This is a genomic window from Alitibacter langaaensis DSM 22999 (assembly GCF_003096995.1).
GTDB lineage: Bacteria > Pseudomonadota > Gammaproteobacteria > Enterobacterales > Pasteurellaceae > Exercitatus > Exercitatus langaaensis.
Window position 1 is genome coordinate 1 of the sequence record NZ_QENU01000005.1, and the last position, 20125, is coordinate 20125.

Here is a 20125-nt window from a genome sequence, read left to right on the forward strand (position 1 = left end):
CGTTGTAGCGAAAATCATCAAATAATTGATGTTGCGTAAATAACGTTAACAAGCATTAAAAAGGGTATCGAAAGATACCCTTTTTGTTTTTGTGCATTTATAAAAATCCCATTGTTACCTTTCTAACTAAATCATCACATCCTTAAAAAATTTAGGATTTTTTGACCGCACTTTCGTTTTAAAATGGTTAAAAACATTGAGATCTCAGTATAAATTTAGGGCTAATAATATAGCCCCTTATTTTATTATGCTTTTACATTCTCTTTTAAGAAATCTAGTAACTGATCTTTGGCAATCATTGATTTCTCTCCTGTACGGCGGTTTTTGTATTCAATTTCGCCGTTGTCGAGATTTTTCTCACCGATAACCAGCATATGCGGCACACCGATTAATTCCATATCAGCAAACATCACGCCAGGACGCTCTTTACGATCATCGAAAATGACATCCACCCCTTGTGATTTTAAGGTTTGATAAAGTTCTTCAGTGAAAGTTTGTACTTTTTCTGACTTGTGCATATTCATTGGCACAATCGCCACAGTAAACGGCGCAATTTCATCTGAAGGCCAGATAATACCGCGTTCATCATGGTGTTGTTCAATCGCCGATGCCACGACACGAGTGACGCCAATCCCGTAGCATCCCATTGTCATAACCACTGGTTTACCATCTTCACCTTGTACGGTTGCTTTCATCGCTTCGGAATATTTTTTACCTAATTGAAAGATATGTCCTACTTCAATACCACGTTTGATTTGTAGCACGCCTTTACCATCTGGGCTTGGATCGCCTTCTACCACATTACGCAGATCCGCCACTTCTGGCATTGCCGCATCACGTTCCCAGTTCACATTAAAATAATGCTTACCGTCAATATTCGCACCACAAGCAAAATTCGACATAACTGCAACTGAGCGATCGATAATCGCAGGAATATTCAGATTAACGACACCCAATGAGCCCACGCCAGCACCGATTCTCGCTTTAATTTGCGCTTCGTCTGCAAATTCGAGTGGATCAGCGACTAACGGATGTTTTTGTGCTTTGATTTCATTTAATTCATGGTCGCCCCGCAAAACTAACGCCACAAGAGGCTGTTCTTCCGTTGCCCCTTTTACCACTAAGGTTTTTACGGTTTTCTCAACAGGCAAGTTAAATTGCGCCACTAATTCATTAATAGTTTTCGCATTTGGTGTATCGATTAATTGCATTTCCGCCGTTGGCGCTTGGCGCTCATCCACTGCGACGGCTTCGGCTAATTCAATGTTTGCCGCGAAATCTGATTCGGTTGAGAACACCACATCATCTTCCCCGCTTGATGCTAATACTTGGAATTCATGGGAAGCTGAACCGCCGATTGACCCCGTGTCTGCCTGCACTGCGCGGAAATCTAAGCCTAAGCGGTTAAAAATGTTGGTGTAAACTTGATACATCACATCATAAGTTTGTTGCAAACTTTCTTGTGTGGTATGGAATGAATAAGCATCTTTCATAATAAATTCACGGGAACGCATCACGCCAAAACGTGGACGCACTTCATCGCGGAATTTTGTTTGAATTTGATATAAATTTAGCGGAAGTTGTTTATATGATGACACTTCACGGCGTACAAGATCGGTAATCACTTCTTCATGGGTTGGGCCTAAAACAAAATCTCGGTTGCCACGATCCACAAAGCGCAGCAATTCAGGGCCATATTGATCCCAACGTCCTGATTCTTGCCAAAGTTCCGCAGGTTGGGTCACGGGCATTAACACTTCAATTGCCCCACCCTTATTCATTTCTTCACGAATAATATTTTCCACTTTTTTCAACACTTTGATCCCAGTTGGCAGCCAGTTATATAAACCCGAAGCCATAGGACGAATCATGCCCGCACGCAACATTAATTGGTGGCTAACCACCTGTGCATCGTTGGGGGTTTCTTTCAAGGTCGAAAAAAGATATTGACTTGTACGCATTGTTTTTCCTTCAAAATAAATGATAGGCGGAATAAATCGCCATTCTATATCGTGTAATGGGCGCTATTCTATCACTAATTCTCCCCAAAGTGCGGTCAAAAACGAGGAAATTTTTGACCGCACTTTATCGCAAAACCGCATGCATAACAGCCTTTGAAAAAACACAAAGTGCGGTTATACTTAACACCTATTTTTCATTATTATTAAAGAGAACCGAATGGAAGAATTTTTAACTCAAGTTATGCCGTTTGTGAAAAATCACACTTTACTTGTCGGCGCATGGGTCGCAGTATTGGTGGCAACAATTTATACCTTTACCAAATCGGCACTGAGCAAAGTAAAACTTGTTTCTAATTCCGAAGCAACAGCATTGATTAACAACCAAAATGCTGTGTTGATTGACTTACGTTCTATCGATGAATTTAAGCGCGGTCATATTGTCAATAGTTTACAATTTTTGCCCACAGACATTAAAAATCACAACATTGGCAAATTAGAGCAACATAAAGATACACCAGTGATTTTGGTGGATGCAACAGGTGTGGTTGCACGCGCGTCAGCAGAAATTTTAGCTAAACAAGGGTTTAACCATGTTTATGCTTTAAATGAAGGCATTGCAGGTTGGAATGCTGCAAATTTACCACTCGTTAAATAAGGATTTTACAATGACAGATGAAAACCAAGTCGCTCAAGAAGCTGCTCAAGATCAAGAGCAAACACAAGAGGCTGTATTACAAATTCAGCGTATTTATGTGAAAGATGTTTCTTTTGAAGCGCCGAATCTTCCGAATATTTTCCAACAAGAATGGAAACCCAATTTAGAGTTTAATTTGGGTACTGAAGCCAAACAACTTGGTGATGATTTATATGAAGTTACGCTGAATCTTACGGTGGAAACTACCCTTGAAGACAGCGGTGATCTTGCCTTTATTTGCGAAGTGAAACAAGCAGGTGTCTTTACCATTAGCGGTTTAGAAGATATGCATATGGCGCACACATTAACTTCTCGCTGCCCAGAAATGCTCTTCCCTTATGCGCGAGAGTTGGTGGCAAGCATGGTGAACCGTGGCACATTCCCTCCACTCAATTTGGCACCAGTGAATTTTGATGCCTTATTCCTTGAACATATGCGTCGAGTGGAAGAGGAAGAACAAGCGCAGCCGCAAGCTGAATCTCAGCCAACCTTGAATTAAGTCTTTTAAATCAAATAAGCTCACGTTTTGCGTGAGCTTTTCTTCAGGATCAAATTTTCAGGATCACAGATGATGCAACAGCCCATTACGGTATTAGGTGCTGGTTCATACGGCACCGCACTCGCCATTGCCTTTTCGCGGAACGGTTTCCCCACCCTGCTTTGGGGACATAATCCTGATGAATGTGCGCGTTTAGCTGATGAGCGAAAAAATACGCGTTTCTTGCCTGATATTGCTTTCCCAGATGCACTCGAGATTGTTGCGGATCTCGAAAGTGCGGTCAAAAAATCACGAGATTTATTAATTGTCGTCCCGAGCCATGTGTTTGGCGATGTGCTAAAACAAATCCAACCCTTTTTACGCGCTGATCAGCGCATTGCTTGGGCAACCAAAGGGCTAGAGCGAGATCGGGGGCGTTTATTACAATCTGTCGTAGAAGAAACGCTAGGCAAGAGTTATCCCTTAGCGGTTTTATCCGGGCCAACCTTTGCCAAAGAATTAGCTGCAGGTTTGCCAACCGCCATTGCGCTCGCATCAAATAATGACACATTCGCCCAAGAATTACAGGCACGCATTCATTGCAGCAAGCACTTTCGCGTTTACTTAAATCAAGATATGATTGGTGTTCAACTTGGCGGCGCGATAAAAAATGTGATTGCCATTGCTGCGGGAATGTCTGATGGTTTGGGTTTCGGCGCCAATGCACGCACCGCCTTAATTACCCGAGGGCTTGCCGAAATCAGCCGTTTGGGCGTTTCACTCGGCGCTAATCCGCAAACCTTTATGGGCATGTCTGGCTTGGGCGATCTGGTGCTAACTTGCACAGATAATCAATCACGCAATCGCCGTTTTGGCTTGGCATTAGGGCAAGGCGTTTCGGCTCAAGATGCTATCAACCAAATTGGACAAGTTGTGGAAGGCTATTACAATACCAAAGAAACCATGGCATTGGCGCAGCGACAAGGCGTGGAAATGCCGATTACAGAACAAATCTATGCCGCACTTTTTCACGGCAAAAAACCACAAGAAATGGCGACCGCACTTTTGGGGCGTGATCGCAAAGGCGAATAACGTTTGCGAACAGTATGAGGAAAATTATGGCAGTTGAAGTATGGGCAAAGATTCGAGATGAAGCCCAATGTTTAGTAAATAAAGAACCTGTATTGGCGAGTTTCTTTCATTCAACCATTTTGAAACACAAGAATTTAGGGGCAGCTTTAAGTTATATTTTGGCGAATAATTTGGCGACTGCCACAATGCCAGCCATTTCCCTGCGTGAAATTATTGAAGATGCGTATCAAGCGAAACCTAGCATTATTGAAAGTGCCGCTTGCGATGTGCGTGCCGTGCGTCAGCGAGATCCCGCCGTGGATTTGTGGTCAACGCCTTTGTTGTATTTAAAAGGCTTTCAAGCATTGCAAAGTTATCGAATCACCCATTATTTATGGGAAGAAGGTCGCCGCTCTTTAGCCATTTATTTACAAAACCAAATTTCTGTTGCCTTTGATGTGGATATTCACCCCGCCGCGCGTATTGGTTGCGGCATTATGTTCGACCATGCGACAGGGATTGTCGTTGGGGAAACCGCGGTGATCGAAAATGATGTGTCTATTTTGCAAGGCGTAACCTTAGGCGGTACGGGGAAAGAAAGCGGCGATCGCCATCCGAAAATCCGTGAGGGCGTGATGATTGGTGCGGGTGCGAAGATTTTAGGCAATATTGAAGTCGGAAAATACGCCAAAATTGGCGCGAATTCCGTTGTGTTACAACCCGTGCCAGAACACGCAACAGCAGCTGGCGTGCCTGCTCGCATTATTAGTAAAGACCACTCAGCAAAACCTGCGTTTGAGATGAACCAATATTTTATTGATGACGCAGAAATGCTGAATATTTAGGGTAGAAAGAATAAAAATCGCGGATTTTTGACCGCACTTTTCTGATTAAGGAGTTGTTATGATCATCAATAAAGACACCAAACTGTGTATTTCCGTTTCTGCAAGACCAAGCAATATTGGCACCACCTTTCATAATTATCTGTATCAAAAATTGGGACTCGATTTTGTGTATAAAGCGTTTCAAGTGGATGATATTGAGCATGTGGTCAAGGGCGTGCGTGCACTCGGCATTCGTGGCTGTTCGGTGTCTATGCCGCATAAAGAAACTTGTATGGCATTTATTGATGAACTGACGGAATCTGCCGCCGCAATTCAATCAGTGAATACGATTGTCAACGACAACGGCTATCTTAAAGCCTATAACACAGATTATATTGCGATTTACAAATTAATTGAGAAATATCAGTTAGATAAGAAGCAATCGGTGATCGTGCTCGGAAGTGGCGGTATGGCAAAAGCGGTGGTAGCGGCATTCAAGAATGCAGGGTTTAGCCAGCTTAAAGTCTGTGCGCGCAATGCAGAAACTGGCTCAAATTTGGCCGCACTTTACGGCTTTGAATATATCCCGAGTCTTAATGGACAAACCGCGGATATTATTGTCAATGTCACGCCAATTGGTATGCAGGGCGGCTCAGAAGAAAATATGCTGTCTTTCCCCGAAACGATGATCCAAGCCGCCCATACGGTTTTTGATGTCGTGGCAATGCCCGCAGAAACCCCCTTAATAAAAACGGCTCAAAAATTAGGAAAACAAACCATTTCGGGCGCTGAAGTGATTGTTTTACAAGCGGTTGAACAATTTGCTTTATATACTCATCAACGTCCAAGTGACGAACTTGTACAGGAAGCAGGCGAATACTCACGCCAAATGGTTTTACAACTACAACAACAAAAGTAATTCGCCCAGTTATTGCAATCTTAGATGAATGAAATAGGCGAATGAAATAGGCAAAGGAGAGAGAATGGTTTCAACCTTAGCGCAATATGCGGTCATTGATTTACACCTTCATTTAGATGGTTCTTTATCGCCAGCTTGGATGTTGGAATGGGCGGAGAAACAGCAGATCGAATTACCCGCGCATACCCCAGAAGCCTTGCTGCCTTACGTTTCTGCCCCGCAGGATTGTAGCGATTTGAATGAATATTTACGTTGCTTTGATTTGCCGCTCTCTTTATTGCAAACACCCGAAGCCTTGTCTGCGGCGGTGGCTGATGTGTTGCAACGCCTTGATCAGCAAGGGTTGATTTATGCCGAAATTCGTTTTGCCCCACAGTTGCATACAGGTTTGGCTATGTCGCAAGAAGATGCCGTTCAAGCCGCGCTGACAGGGTTGCAAAATGGATTGGCAAATACGCAGCTTTTTAAAGCCAATTTGATTTTATGCTGTATGCGTGCTGCCGATAACAAAGCGGAAAATTTAGAAACTATTCGCTTGGCGAAAAAATATTTAGCCAAAGCGGAGGCGGGCGTAGTGGCAATTGATTTAGCGGGTGCCGAAGGCTTATTTCCTACGAATAACTTTGCCGAAGAATTTCATTATGCGAGTGAGATTAGCGTGCCTTTCACCATTCATGCAGGCGAGGCGGCAGGTGCAGAAAGTGTACAGCAAGCCTTAGCTTTAGGCGCATCACGCATTGGGTATGGTATTCGTTCAATCGAAAGCGAAAGTGTGATGGCGCAATTAGTTCGCCAAGAAACGCCGTTGGAAATGTGCCCTTGTAGTAATTTGCAAACGAAAGCCGCACAGTCTTTGAAAGATTATCCATTACGCAGGTTTTTAACGCGCGGGATTGTGGCAACCTTGAATACGGATAATATGACCGTATCGCAAACGTCTTTGCAGCAAGAATATCGCTTGTTGGCGCAGGAATATCAATTATCTCGCGCAGAAGCGAAGCAATTAATGTTAAACAGTATTGCCGCAGCTTTTCTGCCAGCCGAAGAAAAAATGGCTTTGCTGAATACTATCCAACAACGCTATCCGCAGTTATTTGAATAATCCATTGGATATATAATCATCGTGATAATATTTAAGCAAAAGGCGCTGATAATAAGAAAAAGCTAGGTCAAACCTAGCTTTTCATTGTTAATAAGATTGCCATGCGTATTGGGCAAGGCTGAATGCAATGCCCCACATTACGAATCCAATCATGAAATCCAGAACGCGCCATGTCATTGGGCGTTTGAATAACGGAATCAGCAAGCGTGCGCCATAGCCTAAGCTAAAGAACCATAAGGCAGAAGTGCAGAGTGCGCCAGCAAGAAAGAATATTTTTCTGTCTGCTGGAATTGTCCCTGCAATGCCACCGATAATCGCAAAACAGTCGAGATAAACGTGAGGGTTTAATAAGGTGATGGCTAAGGTTGCAAGCACCGCTTTCCATGCGGATTGTTTTGGCATTGCTTTATTGCTTAATGCGAGTGCAGAATTGCCTTGATAGGCGGAACGAAATGCGCGCGCGCCATACACCAATAAGAATAATGCGCCGACAATGGCAAGTGCCACTGTTGCCATTTGGCTTTTGCTAATCATGGATCCAAGCCCTAACACGCCCATGGAAATCAATATAACATCGCATATAAAGCAAGTCAGAATCACAGGCAATATATTTTGTTTGAGCAACCCTTGTTTTAACACAAACGCATTTTGCGCACCGATAGCGATGATCAGCCCACCGCAAACAAGAAAACCTTGAAGAAAAAAGTCCATAATTTAGCCTAAATAAAAAACTCTCGGAAATTATACCGCACTTTTTCTGTTTTTCCCTTTAAATTCATCGCAGTTAAGTAGTACACTAGGGGCGTTTTTCATTTAATCCAAAGGGGACGCTATGAAACCTTATTTAATTGCGCCGTCCATTCTGTCAGCAGATTTGGCCCGTCTTGGTGAAGATGTGGCGAATGTGTTAAAGGCAGGGGCAGATGTCATTCATTTTGATGTTATGGATAACCATTATGTACCCAATTTGACCTTTGGCGCGCCTGTGTGTAAAGCCTTGCGTGACTATGGCATTAATGCGCCTATTGATGTGCATTTAATGGCAACGCCCGTGGATTCTTTGGTTGTGGATTTTGCGAAAGCAGGCGCCAGTTTAATTACATTCCATGCAGAAGCTAGCCAGCATATTGACCGCACTTTACAGCTCATTCGCGACCAAGGTTGCCAAGCGGGCTTGGTGTTTAATCCTGCAACGCCGTTGAGTTATCTGGATTATGTGATGGATAAAGTGGATATCATTTTATTGATGTCGGTAAACCCAGGCTTTGGCGGACAATCGTTTATTCCAGCAACGTTGGAAAAACTTCGCCAAGTACGCCAACGCATTGATCGCAGCGGTTTTGATATTCGTCTGGAAATTGATGGTGGCGTGAAAGTGAATAATATTGCCGAAATTGCCGCCGCAGGTGCAGATATGTTCGTGGCAGGTTCCGCCATTTTTGATGCGCCAGATTATAAACAAGTGATTGATGCAATGCGAGCAGAATTGGCTAAAGTATAAAAATAGGAAGAAAAATGAGCTCTCAATTTAAAGTTATTGGATTTGATTTAGACGGTACCTTAGTGAACAGCTTGCCTGATCTCGCTTTATCGGTTAATTCTGCCTTAGCGGAATTTGATTTCCCTGCCGCCCCTGAAGAATTAGTGCTAACTTGGATTGGTAATGGCGCAGATGTATTAATTAGCAAAGGGATTGCGTGGGCAACGGAACAAACGCACAAAACCTTGAACGATGATGAAATTGCCCAGTTGAAAGTGCGTTTTAATCATTTTTATGGCGAGAACATTTGTAACGTCAGTCGTTTGTATCCAAATGTGAAAGAAACCTTAGAAAAATTAAAAGCGCAGGGCTTCAAATTAGCGGTGGTAACCAACAAGCCAACGCAACATGTGTTGCCTGTATTAAAAGCATTCCATATTGATCATTTATTCGATGACGCATTGGGCGGGCAATCTTTGCCAGCGATTAAACCGCACCCAGGCCCGTTATATTATTTATGCGGAAAATTTGGTGTTTACCCCCATCAAATGCTATTTGTGGGCGATTCGCGCAATGATATCCTCGCCGCGCACAATGCAGGTTGTGTAGCCGTTGGCTTAACTTACGGTTATAACTACAACATTCCAATCGCCGACAGCCAGCCTGATTGGGTGTTTGATGACTTTGCTGAAATCCTAAATATCGTGTAAAGTGCGGCCAAATTTTGAGAAATTTTTTCGTTTCTACGGTATTTTTACCGACGGATTTATGTAACGAAACAAGATTTAAATGACAACAGGCGGGCAAGTGAGCCCCTATAATTAGAGAATAAAATATGACAAAACCAGTTGTACTCAGCGGCGTTCAGCCAAGTGGCGAACTTACTATCGGCAATTACCTTGGCGCATTACGCCAATGGGTGAAAATGCAAGATGATTATGAATGCCTTTTCTGTATTGTGGATTTACACGCGATTACCGTTCGCCAAGATCCTGAAAAATTGCGCAAAGCCTCATTGGATGTGTTGGCGCTTTATCTAGCTTGCGGCATTGACCCCGAAAAAAGCACGATTTTCATTCAATCTCATGTGCCTGAACATACCCAATTGGCGTGGGTGTTAAATTGTTATACCTATTTCGGCGAAATGAGCCGCATGACCCAATTTAAAGATAAATCCGCCAAACACGCAGATAATATCAATGTGGGGCTATTCACTTATCCTGTATTAATGGCAGCTGATATTTTGTTATATCAAGCGCATCAAGTGCCGGTGGGCGAAGATCAGCGTCAGCACTTAGAAATCACACGAGATATTGCGCAGCGTTTTAACGCGCTTTATGGCACGGAAGACGGCAAACAGAATCCGTTCATCATTCCTGAAGCCTTTATTCCAAAGGCGGGCGCGCGAATTATGGCATTGCAAGAGCCAACTAAAAAAATGTCGAAATCTGATGATAACCGCAACAATGTGATTACCTTATTAGAAGATCCGAAATCGGTAGAGAAAAAAATTAAGCGTGCAATGACGGACGGCGAAGAACCGCCGCGCGTGATTTACGATGTGAAAAACAAAGCGGGCGTGTCGAACTTGTTAGAAATGCTCTCCGTGATGAGTGAGAAAACCATTCCTGAATTGGAAAAAGAGTTTGAAGGCAAAATGTATGGCCATTTGAAAGGGGCGGTGGCAGAAGAAACTGTGAAAATGTTGACCGCACTTCAAGAGCGTTTTCATCATTATCGCAATGACGAAGTCTTGCTTAACCGTATTGCTGCAGAAGGAGCGAAAAAAGCCCGCGCGCGTGCAAGCCAAACCTTGAAAGCCGTTTATGACGCGGTTGGCTTTGTCAGTCCACAATAAATTTAAGCGCAAAGAAAAATCTCGTTGAGTGTAAATTTAGCGAGATTTTTTTATTGCTTTGATTTTGTGTAACAAAAAATAAGGACAGATATTATCTGCCCTTATAAATATACGCTAACTCAGCGATGATGCTTTTGTTTTTAGTGATTTTCTTTGCTGCATTTTTCTTCAGCGCAGTTTATTGCTTTTACAAACCTTCACTAACTCAGCACTCAATCTTTGGTATTTCTTGTTGTTCGGCTATTAATAACCCTAATTAACAAGTGCCCCATAAATCGTATTCATCCGCATGAGTAATGCTAACTTCTAAAATATCGCCAATTTTGACCGCACTTTGAGTGAGATTTTCGACATAAACCACGCCGTCAATTTCTGGCGCATCTGCCATAGAACGACCGATGATGCCTTCGTCATCAATTTCATCGACAATCACTTTTAATGTTTTGCCAACTTTTTGTTGCAGACGTTGAGCTGAAATCTGTTGTTGCAGTTCCATAAAGCGTTGGAAGCGTTCTTCTTTCACCTCTTCTGGCACTTGATCTGCCATATCAGTGGCTTTCGCCCCTTCGACTGGGCTGAATTTAAAGCAGCCCACACGATCAAGTTGCGCCTCTTGTAGAAAATCTAATAACGCTTGGAAATCTTCTTCGGTTTCCCCTGGAAAGCCCACAATAAAGGTGGAACGCAAAGTGAGCTCTGGGCAGATTTCGCGCCATTTTTTAATGCGCTCTAATACACGATCTACTGAACCAGGGCGTTTCATTGCTTTCAATATTTTCGGGCTGGCGTGCTGCAACGGAATATCTAAATAAGGCAAAATTTTACCCGCTGCCATCAGTGGAATCAGTTCATCCACGTGTGGATAAGGATAAACATAATGCAAACGCACCCAAACGCCTAATGTTCCTAACATTTGGCAGAGTGTGATTAAATTATTTTTAATCGGCATACCGTTCCAAAAAACGGTTTTGTTTTGTGTTTCTTTGCTTTGATCAAGGGCATACGCCGAAGTATCTTGCGATACCACCAAAAGTTCTTTCACCCCTGAATCAACAAGGCGTTTGGCTTCGTCTAAAATTTGGGTAATTGGACGGCTGTCTAAATCGCCACGCAATGAAGGAATGATACAGAAAGTGCAACGATGATCACAGCCTTCAGAAATTTTCAAATAAGCATAATGTTTTGGCGTGAGCTTCACCCCTTGCGCAGGTACAAGGCTTGTGTAGGGATTGTGTTCTGGGCGCGGCACATATTTATGCACGTGCGCCATCACCGCTTCATAGCTATGCGGGCCCGTAATTTCCAAGACTTTAGGATGCACTTCGCGAATTTGATCTTCTTTTGCCCCCAAACAGCCCGTTACCAAAACTTTCCCATTCGCTTCTAATGCTTCGCCAATGGCTTCAAGAGATTCTTGCACCGCGGAATCAATAAAGCCGCAAGTGTTGACGATCACCAGATCTGCATTTTCATAGGTTGGGATAATATTGTAGCCATCGGTACGTAACTCAGTGAGAATGCGCTCTGAATCGACTAAATTTTTAGGACAGCCAAGGCTAACAAAGCCAATGTTCGGGGTTTTAGACATAAATCAAATATTTCCAGTAATAAGGTTATTTCGGGAGCGTATTCTACCGAACTATCACGCAAATTGCGACATCTTCTCTGCCACGGTTTTGTAAAACTAATGTCATTACTAGGCATAATTTGCTAACAACATCGTGGGAATGGCGTTAAGGGGGGAGAAAATCGTGCGGTTTTCTATGAAATGTGATGAGAGCGTGGCGTTTGACAAGCTTTAATGCATCATTTCACTATGAGCGTTAAAATAGATAAAAAAATCACCGCACTTTAGGGGTTAAAGTGCGGTGAAAATTTGTAAAGTTTTTAACGATTAGTGTCCGCCACAGCCACAACCGCCGTGTTCATGACCTTCTTTTTTGCCATGACCACCGCAGCAGCCTTCGCCGTGATGATGGTGGTGATCGTGGTCATGATGATGACCGCCACAACCGCAACCACCGTGACCATGATCGTGATCGCTGCATCCACAGCCACCGTGAGCGTCAGAATGAATATGACCATGAGCGATTTCTTCTGCGGTTGCTTCGCGTGTTGCCACCACTTCAACGGTGAAAAGAAGTGTTTGACCCGCTAACATATGGTTGCCGTCAACCACTACTTCATCGCCTGCCACTTCAGTGATCACAACTGGCAATGGACCCATGTCTGTATCTGCGATAAAACGCATACCAACTTCTAATTCATCAACGCCCATAAACACGTCTTTGGGCACACGTTGAACCATATTTTCATTGTATTCGCCGTAACCGTCTTCAGGTTTTACATGCACTTCAAATTTGTCGCCTACGGCTTTGCCTTCTAAGGCATTTTCTAAACCTTGGACTAAGTTATGATGACCTTGTAAATATTCTAAGGGTTGGTTTGCTGGCGCTTCATCAACTAATACACCATCTTCAGTACGAACTTGATAAGCAATGCTTACCACAACGTCTTTTGCTACTTTCATTTGTTTTCCTTTGTTGTTGAATTCGGTTATTAAATTCAGTGGTTAAATCCAGTAAAAATCGGCGGTATTGTATAGGATTTATACCAAACTGTCATTATAGTTATTACTGCAACAATTCAATTGTCGCATTGACATTCATTTTTAAGTGGGTGTTTCCACTTTCCAACTGCACTGGCTCTGCAGATTTCGCGGATGACAACATTGCGCGTGATTCCAGCATATAATTTCCATATGTCGCTGGGCTATTTCCATAGGGCGGCAAATCCAAGTTGACAATTCGATAGCCTTTCGCCTTAAGTGCATTGGCGGTTAGCTCGGCTTTTTGGCTGAATTTTGCTAGTGCTGCTTGCGTCATTTCATCTTCCATTTTGGCTTGCGCAGCAGAAGAGAGTTTCGCTTGAATGTAATCAATCGAAAAGGTATTGGAAATCTCATCAATTAACTGAGATAGCGCAAAAAAGTCTTGGCTTTCTAATACCAAATCTGCACGCTCTAACCAACCATTTTTAACACCTTTTTCATTATAACGAGCTGAAGTATGGCGATTATTTTGCTGAATTTTGACCGCACTTTGCCCTTTTATTTTGCTGAGCGCCTGATTCAGTTTTTCTGACACTTTACTGTGTAGCGCCTTTAAATCCGAGCCTTCTTCTTGCACAAATAAGCGAACTTGCAGAATATCCATCGGCACTTCTTTTTCCACTTCAACAGAAAAGCTCACTCGAGGGAGTTTAGCCTGTTCGTTGTCGTCCTGTGCGGAGGCGAAAGTCGGTAATGCCAATAAAACAAAAAGTAATTTTTTCATAGTTTTCCCTTAAATGACTAGAAAAATAAAATGGCGCCCCAAACGATGACAAAATTCACTAAGGCAACAAACACGGCGGCGGAGCCTTGGTCTTTGGCGCGGCCTGACAGTTCGTGGCGTTCCGTGCCAATGCGGTCAATGGCGCATTCCACGGCGCTGTTGAGTAATTCCGCAATTAATATAATCAGATAGGCAGCGAGCATTAATGCCAGCTCAATTTTGTCTTGTGCTAAGAAAAACGCAAGGGGCACCACGATGATGCCGCCAAGCAATTCGTGGCGAAATGCGGCTTCATTTTTAATGGCGCTGCGCAAGCCTTGCAGTGAATATTTGGTTGAATTAATTAAATGCGTTAAGCCTGTGGTTTTGTATTCCATAGAATTCCCTAATATTGCGCCGCACATTGGCACTAGGCAAAAGTGCGGTCGATTTTTTGATAATTTTATAAACGTTTTACATCAATGACATCTTCTAACGAAGACAAACGCGTTAAGATTTTACTCAACATATCCACGTTATTTAGCTCAATTTCCAAATCTAGCGTAGCCAACTGGCGTTTGTTGTCTAAACGGCTGACAACACCCGTTACACTGATTTTTTCATTGGCAAGTACGGTGGTAATATCACGCAATAAACCATTGCGGTCGCTGGCGAGCACACGAATCGTTACATGATATGAACCGTGCTGATCTTGTTCGCCCCAACTGGCTTCAACCACACGTTCGGGGTGATCAGCCGCCAGATCTGCAAGCTGTTCGCAATCGACACGGTGGATTGAAATACCGCGCCCTTGAGTTACATAGCCTGCGATTTTATCACCAGGCAATGGCTGACAGCAACGTGCCATACTATGCATCAGATTAGCCACGCCTTCAACCACCACATAGCCTTGTTTTTCCACTTTTTGTTGGGCATAAATGGCGCTTTTTTGGGTGACGTGACGTAACACTTCTTCATCGGCTTCTTGCGCCGTTGGTTTTAACAATTTGCTTTGCAAGAAGTTGGCGAGTTGATTGAGTTTAATATCGCCGCTGCCAATGCCATTATAGAGATCGTCAACTTGTTTGAGATTATATCGTGGCAAGGCGATTGGTTCGATTTGTTTTAAGGTTAAACCAAGGCGATTGAGCTCAGCATCAAGTTGTTCTTTACCCAATGGGATATTTTTATCGCGATCCAGTTTTTTGAAAAATGCAGCAATTTTTGACCGCGCTTTTTGCGTATGGGTGAAGCCTAAATTCGGGTTCAGCCAGTCACGGCTTGGGTTTGGGTTCTTTTGGGTAATGATTTCTAGCTGATCGCCCATTTGCAGCTGATAAGTAAAAGGCACAATCCGATCTGCCACTTTGGCGCCAATGCAGCGATGCCCCACATCACTATGAATGGCGTAGGCAAAATCCAATGGCGTTGAGCCTGTTGGCAAATCCACCACTTCGCCTTTTGGCGTGAACACATACACGCGGTCATCAAACACTTGGCTGCGCATTTCGTCCACCACTTCACTGCTGCTTGCCATATCATCTTGCCACGCTAATAGTTTACGCAGCCAAGAGATTTTTTCTTCATAAGCCGACATTGCGCCTGTGGTGCCTTCTTTGTATTTCCAGTGGGCGGCAACGCCAAGTTCGGCATCATCATGCATTTTTTGTGTGCGGATTTGTACTTCAATGGGCTTATCGCCTTTGCCTAAAACCACCGTGTGAATGGATTGATAGCCGTTCGGTTTCGGATTGGCAATATAATCATCAAATTCTTTCGGCAAATGTTGATAATGGGTGTGGATAATGCCTAGCGCGGTGTAACAATCTTGCAAATTAGGCACGAGCACACGCACGGCTCGCACGTCATATAAACCGCTGAAATCCAAATGCTTTTTCTGCATTTTTCGCCAAATGCTATAAATATGTTTCGGACGACCATAGATATTGGCATTGGTGATGCTTTCGCTTAATAAACCTGAAAGTTCGCTAACAAAATTTTGGATATATTGCTCACGGTCGAGGCGGCGTTCTTGCAATAATTTTGCGATTTTAAAGTATTCTTGTGGCTGCAGATTGCGGAAACAATAATCTTCTAGTTCCCATTTTAGCTGCCCAATACCCAAACGATTGGCTAATGGCGCATAAATATTTGAACATTCTTGCGCGGCTGAGATTTTCTCATTGTTAGAATAGCGTTTATCCGCATCACGCAAATAGGTAATGCGTTCGGCAAGTTTGATGATCATACAGCGGAAATCGTCCACCATTGCCAGCAACATACGGCGAACATTGTCGATTTGTACATCGCTAGATTGCAAAGCATTTAGCTGGCGGATATTGTTCATCACCGTCACGCCTTTGATAAGTTTGCTGATTTTCGCGCCGAAATCTTCTTTAATTTGCTCCGTATTGACGATTTTGGCATTGACGATAGGGAATAACATAGCGGCTAATAAGGTATCGCCGTCCATATTCAGGCTATGCAGGATTTCCACCATTTCTACACCATCTCGCAGATACCAGTGGCTGTTGAGAAACAGTTGCTGCGCTTTTTCTTGGGCATAATGCCAAGCGTGCACCAGCTTTTGCTCAACCTCTGGGGCTAAATTTAATGATGCACACCATTTAGTTACCGCAAAATCTTTAGGATTTAACAGGTGAGAACCGCGAACAGCAACCATAATATTTCCTTATTTTTCCTTTTCAAACAATGAGATACTTTCTAAATGCCCAGTATTGGGAAACATATCGATCATCGCCACTTTTTTGAGTTTATAGCCCGCTTGTAACAGGCTTTGCGCATCTCGCACCAATGTTGCAGAGTTGCAAGACACATAAAGAATTTTCTCTGCCGCCAATTGCACTAAAGCGTCTAAGGCAAAGGCTGCCCCGCTGCGCGGCGGATCCAGTAAGATTTTATTAAATTTTTGCGTCGCCCAAGGTTGATCCGCAAAAGGTTTGTCTAAATCCGCCTGATAAAATTCGACATTGTGACAGCCATTTTGTTCAGCATTTTTGCGCGCTTTCTCGACCATCGCCGAAACGCCCTCAATACCCACCGCACTTTGCACATACTGGCTTAAAGGCAGGGTGAAATTCCCCATTCCACAAAATAAATCTAACACAGAATCCGTGGATTCCAAGGCTAACCAATCTAGCGCAGTCGCCACCATTTCTTGATTTAATGGAGCATTAACTTGAATAAAATCACGAATATCAAAATTCAGTTTTAGGTTTTGCAAGCGATAAAAGGGAGATTCGCCTTGTAAGATTTCGGTGCCAACGTCGTTTTGCACAAATAGATTTAGGGCGTATTTTTGCGCAAATTGTCGCAGCAAAGTGCGGTCAATTTCGGATAAATTTTGAGTAACGCGCAATAACATCGCTACACCGTTTTCCGCGGCAACCAATTCAATATGCCCCAGTGCTTTGGGCTGAGAAAATTGGGCGAAAAGTGCGGCCAATTTTGGCAATAAATTATTTAATTTTGGCTCAATAACATCGCAATGTGTAATGGAGATGATATTTGAAGAACGCTTTTGGCGAAAGCCAATATCAAGGGTTTTCGATTTAGTATTAAATCCGATGCTAAGACGCGCACGGCGGCGATATTGCCATTGTTCGCCTGTTATCATTGGCATAAATTCAATATCGTTTTGAAGTTTTTGCAAGCGTTGAAACAGCGCGTTTTGTTTGGCTTCACGTTGCATTTCTATCGGAATATGCTGAGATTGGCAACCACCGCATCGCCCATAATGCTCACATTTCGGCAGTTGGCGTTGCGGGCTTGGGGTAAGAATTTTTTTAGCGACAGCCAAGCCATATTGGCGCTTTTCTTCGAGAATCTGTAACTGCACTTGTTCGGATGGCAACGCATTTTCTACAAACCACGTTTTACCTTGAATTTTGGCAACACCTAGCCCTTGGTAATCAAGATCGACAATCTCTGCAACAACAGATTTTGTGGCGTGATGGGATTTGGGTGGTTTTTGTTGAGTATAGAATAATGCCATTATTTCAAATGTAATAGATTTTGAGTAAATAATTCTCGGCTTTTCAATGGCTTATTGCCTAAATAAGGTTTTAATGCAATGCGTGTGAACCGTTTTGCCGCTTGCAATACCGAGGGCTCTTGAAAATCTCGCGCCTCAAATGCCAATAAATCTTTGCCATAAAAGGTGAGGTTATCTTTAATCAAAGAGGCAATAAACCCTTTTTCTTCACGATAACGATAAGTCATTGTTTGATCAACGGGCTGTCCTGAACCTGCACAATGCATAAAATCCACGCCATAACCCAACGTTTGCAACAGTTGAAATTCAAATGTACGCAATGCGGGCTCGACTGAATTTTCAACGGCCAAACGCGTTAAACAATGCAAATAATCTTGAAATAAAGTAGCATTTGGCGTTTCGGGTTCAATCACTCGCATCAATAATTCGTTGACATAAAAACCACTAAATAATGCCGTTTGTTGCAACGGCAAAGCAATAGCGGCAGGCTCTGCTTTTGTTAAGGTTTTCAAACTGCCTTTGCCCGTCCAGCGCAATAATAGCGGCGTAAAAGGTTGCAGCACGCCTTTCCAAGCAGAACGTTTTGCCCGCGCACCTTTCGCAAGCACTGTCAACCGCCCTGTTTCTTCTGTGAACAGATCCACCAGCAGACTGGTTTCACTATACGCCTTGCGATGCAACACAAAACCACGCTGAAAACTTTCAATCGCCACGTTAGCTCAAGATCCCCTGTAAAAAGTCGACATATTCTATCAGAATTTTGACCGCACTTTTAGCACTATCTTAAATAAGATATAACCAAATTTTGGTACCCCAATAATTCTTTGTGAACTAGATCACAGAATGGGAAAAAATGCGTTTTATTCCTTTTGATTTTCCTATATGTTACGCAATAGACAATATCGAAACGTTTCGATGGCAACTTGTTAAACTTAGCGACAGAAACTATGAGGTGAAAAATGAAAAAATCATTTGTGAAAACATTAGTGGCAGCATCAGTCTTGTTCTCAACAGCAAGTATGGCAGCTTATCCTGAAAAGCCTATTACGATTATTGTGCCTTGGGGAGCTGGCGGTAATACAGATACCATTGCACGTTTAGTAGCTAAAGGTTTACAAGAAGAATTGAAAACGAATGTGAATGTAATTAATCGCACGGGCGGTAGTGGTGTCGTGGGTCATAATGCAATTAAAGTAGCAAAACCAGATGGTTATACATTAGGAGTGGTAACGGTTGAGGTTGCTCTAATGCATCATCAAAAAATGACAGATTTAAGTTATAAAGACTACACGCCAATTGTACGTTTAGGTGTTGTACCTGGTGGAGTACAAGTGGCGAAAGATTCACCTTATAAAGATATTAATGAGTTATTAGCTGCAATAAAAGCAAATCCAGGTAAATTAAAAGCTTCTGGTAGTGGTTTAAATTCTATTTGGCACTTGAATTTATTGGGAATTTTAAAAAGTGCAGGATTACCTGAAGATAGCGTGAAGTTTGTACCATCACAAGGTGCAAGTGCGGCGCAACAAGAACTTGTTTCAGGAGGAATTGATTTTGTTACCTCTTCTCCGGGGGAGGCTAAAAGTATGGCTGACGCAGGAATGGTGCGCCATTTAGCGATTACCACTCCAACCAAAAGTGAGCTTTATGCTGATATTCCAGTTTATCAAGAAGTTACTGGCAATAAATGGACGCTAAATGGTTGGAATGTGTTAACTGCACCAAAAGGTTTGCCAGATGATGTGAAAGAGACTTTAGTGAAAGCGATGGAAAAAGTTTATGCCACTGGGGAACTACAAAAATTTGCTAATAAACAAGGATTTGAAGCAAGTGCATTATATGGTTCTGAATTAGATAAATTTATGGACGATGAAGATAAAAAATTCGGTGATTTACTTTCAACTGAAAAATAATAAATGTAAGGAGAATGGCTCTCGAAAGAGAGCTATTTTAATTTTATGATTCGATTATTCACCCCTATTTTTCTTTTTATCTTTGGACTGATAGTTTCTGTTTATAGCTATCAAGCTTATGGCGATTTTTCTGAATATGGTGCTGCTTTTTATCCCACCGTTATCGGCGTAATACTCGCCTTTTTTGGTTTTATTGATTTTATTATGGAGATTAAATTAAAGGGAAAATATGTTTTCCAAAGTTTTGATTTAATCCAAGATGGTAAAATTATCTTATTAATAACCGCAGTTATAGGGTTTTATATTTTAACTGTAGATTATCTTGGCTTTGTATTAACAACTACCTTGATTCTTTGTTTCTTAACTTTACCATTTATGGTTAAGAATAAAATTCTTATTGCAGTTTTATTATTTATTCTTGCCATTGGTATTTATTTGTTATTTGCCAAATTGTTATTAGTTGGGCTTCCTGGCGGTATTTTATTTGAATAGGTGA

General features: G+C 42.6%; 20 protein-coding genes. 11 read left to right on the plus strand and 9 right to left on the minus strand.

The window, feature by feature from the left end; genetic code table 11:
• Positions 1-245: 245 nt before the first annotated feature.
• Positions 246-1961 carry a proline--tRNA ligase gene (gene proS, locus C8D76_RS04640; RefSeq protein ID WP_116631640.1) on the minus strand — a complete coding sequence of 572 codons (1716 nt, stop codon included), beginning with the start codon at positions 1959-1961 and terminating at the stop codon, positions 246-248.
• A 217-nt stretch (positions 1962-2178) separates the two neighbouring features.
• Here proS and C8D76_RS04645 point away from each other — a divergent pair, with 217 nt between their 5' ends.
• The 6 genes from C8D76_RS04645 (at position 2179) to add (ending at position 7049) form a co-directional block, all read left to right on the plus strand.
• Positions 2179-2616 (plus strand): rhodanese-like domain-containing protein, encoded by a 438-nt coding sequence (locus C8D76_RS04645; RefSeq protein ID WP_116631641.1) that lies wholly within the window; start codon positions 2179-2181, stop codon positions 2614-2616.
• Between the two features lie 10 nt (positions 2617-2626).
• On the plus strand, positions 2627-3154 hold the full coding sequence (gene secB / locus C8D76_RS04650) for a protein-export chaperone SecB (RefSeq protein ID WP_116631642.1): 528 nt from the start codon (positions 2627-2629) through the stop codon (positions 3152-3154).
• Between the two features lie 72 nt (positions 3155-3226).
• Entirely contained in the window at positions 3227-4225 is a 999-nt protein-coding gene (gpsA, locus tag C8D76_RS04655; RefSeq protein WP_116631747.1) for an NAD(P)H-dependent glycerol-3-phosphate dehydrogenase, read from the plus strand.
• A gap of 26 nt (positions 4226-4251) precedes the next feature.
• The gene (cysE, locus tag C8D76_RS04660) at positions 4252-5049 is read left to right on the plus strand and encodes a serine O-acetyltransferase (protein ID WP_116631643.1); all 798 of its coding nucleotides are present in this window, start codon (positions 4252-4254) and stop codon (positions 5047-5049) included.
• Positions 5050-5110: 61 nt separating this feature from the next.
• Positions 5111-5947, plus strand: a complete 837-nt coding sequence (locus C8D76_RS04665; RefSeq protein ID WP_116631748.1) for a shikimate 5-dehydrogenase — start codon at positions 5111-5113, stop codon at positions 5945-5947.
• 64 nt (positions 5948-6011) lie between these two features.
• The gene (gene add / locus C8D76_RS04670) at positions 6012-7049 is read left to right on the plus strand and encodes an adenosine deaminase (protein WP_116631644.1); all 1038 of its coding nucleotides are present in this window, start codon (positions 6012-6014) and stop codon (positions 7047-7049) included.
• An 87-nt stretch (positions 7050-7136) separates the two neighbouring features.
• On the opposite strand, the gene C8D76_RS04675 is transcribed toward add, so the two are convergent.
• The gene (locus C8D76_RS04675; RefSeq protein WP_116631645.1) at positions 7137-7760 is read right to left on the minus strand and encodes a LysE/ArgO family amino acid transporter; all 624 of its coding nucleotides are present in this window, start codon (positions 7758-7760) and stop codon (positions 7137-7139) included.
• 121 nt (positions 7761-7881) lie between these two features.
• Here C8D76_RS04675 and rpe point away from each other — a divergent pair, with 121 nt between their 5' ends.
• The 3 genes from rpe (at position 7882) to trpS (ending at position 10387) form a co-directional block, all read left to right on the plus strand.
• Entirely contained in the window at positions 7882-8550 is a 669-nt protein-coding gene (rpe, locus tag C8D76_RS04680; protein ID WP_116631646.1) for a ribulose-phosphate 3-epimerase, read from the plus strand.
• Between the two features lie 14 nt (positions 8551-8564).
• Entirely contained in the window at positions 8565-9239 is a 675-nt protein-coding gene (locus C8D76_RS04685) for a phosphoglycolate phosphatase (RefSeq protein ID WP_116631647.1), read from the plus strand.
• Positions 9240-9364: 125 nt separating this feature from the next.
• Complete coding sequence (gene trpS, locus C8D76_RS04690; protein ID WP_116631648.1) at positions 9365-10387, plus strand: tryptophan--tRNA ligase; 1023 nt, start codon at positions 9365-9367, stop codon at positions 10385-10387.
• 256 nt (positions 10388-10643) lie between these two features.
• On the opposite strand, the gene rimO is transcribed toward trpS, so the two are convergent.
• The 7 genes from rimO to recO form a co-directional block, all read right to left on the minus strand.
• The gene (rimO, locus tag C8D76_RS04695; RefSeq protein WP_116631649.1) at positions 10644-11975 is read right to left on the minus strand and encodes a 30S ribosomal protein S12 methylthiotransferase RimO; all 1332 of its coding nucleotides are present in this window, start codon (positions 11973-11975) and stop codon (positions 10644-10646) included.
• 306 nt (positions 11976-12281) lie between these two features.
• Positions 12282-12917: a peptidylprolyl isomerase gene (gene slyD / locus C8D76_RS04700; protein ID WP_116631650.1), complete on the minus strand. Its 636-nt coding sequence runs from the start codon at positions 12915-12917 to the stop codon at positions 12282-12284.
• A 103-nt stretch (positions 12918-13020) separates the two neighbouring features.
• On the minus strand, positions 13021-13722 hold the full coding sequence (locus C8D76_RS04705) for an SIMPL domain-containing protein (RefSeq protein WP_116631651.1): 702 nt from the start codon (positions 13720-13722) through the stop codon (positions 13021-13023).
• Positions 13723-13739: 17 nt separating this feature from the next.
• Positions 13740-14099, minus strand: a complete 360-nt coding sequence (locus C8D76_RS04710; RefSeq protein WP_116631652.1) for a diacylglycerol kinase — start codon at positions 14097-14099, stop codon at positions 13740-13742.
• Between the two features lie 65 nt (positions 14100-14164).
• Positions 14165-16384 (minus strand): GTP diphosphokinase, encoded by a 2220-nt coding sequence (gene relA, locus C8D76_RS04715; protein ID WP_116631653.1) that lies wholly within the window; start codon positions 16382-16384, stop codon positions 14165-14167.
• A 9-nt stretch (positions 16385-16393) separates the two neighbouring features.
• Positions 16394-17716: a 23S rRNA (uracil(1939)-C(5))-methyltransferase RlmD gene (rlmD, locus tag C8D76_RS04720; RefSeq protein WP_116631654.1), complete on the minus strand. Its 1323-nt coding sequence runs from the start codon at positions 17714-17716 to the stop codon at positions 16394-16396.
• Entirely contained in the window at positions 17716-18429 is a 714-nt protein-coding gene (gene recO, locus C8D76_RS04725) for a DNA repair protein RecO (protein WP_165814346.1), read from the minus strand. Before recO ends, rlmD begins: the two co-directional genes overlap by 1 nt.
• A gap of 246 nt (positions 18430-18675) precedes the next feature.
• On the opposite strand from recO, the gene C8D76_RS04730 reads away from it, so the two are divergent.
• Both C8D76_RS04730 and C8D76_RS04735 read left to right on the plus strand, forming a co-directional pair.
• Positions 18676-19629, plus strand: coding sequence for a tripartite tricarboxylate transporter substrate binding protein (locus C8D76_RS04730; RefSeq protein WP_116631655.1), 954 nt, complete (start codon positions 18676-18678; stop codon positions 19627-19629).
• Positions 19630-19674: 45 nt separating this feature from the next.
• The gene (locus tag C8D76_RS04735; RefSeq protein WP_116631656.1) at positions 19675-20121 is read left to right on the plus strand and encodes a tripartite tricarboxylate transporter TctB family protein; all 447 of its coding nucleotides are present in this window, start codon (positions 19675-19677) and stop codon (positions 20119-20121) included.
• Positions 20122-20125 lie beyond the last annotated feature (4 nt).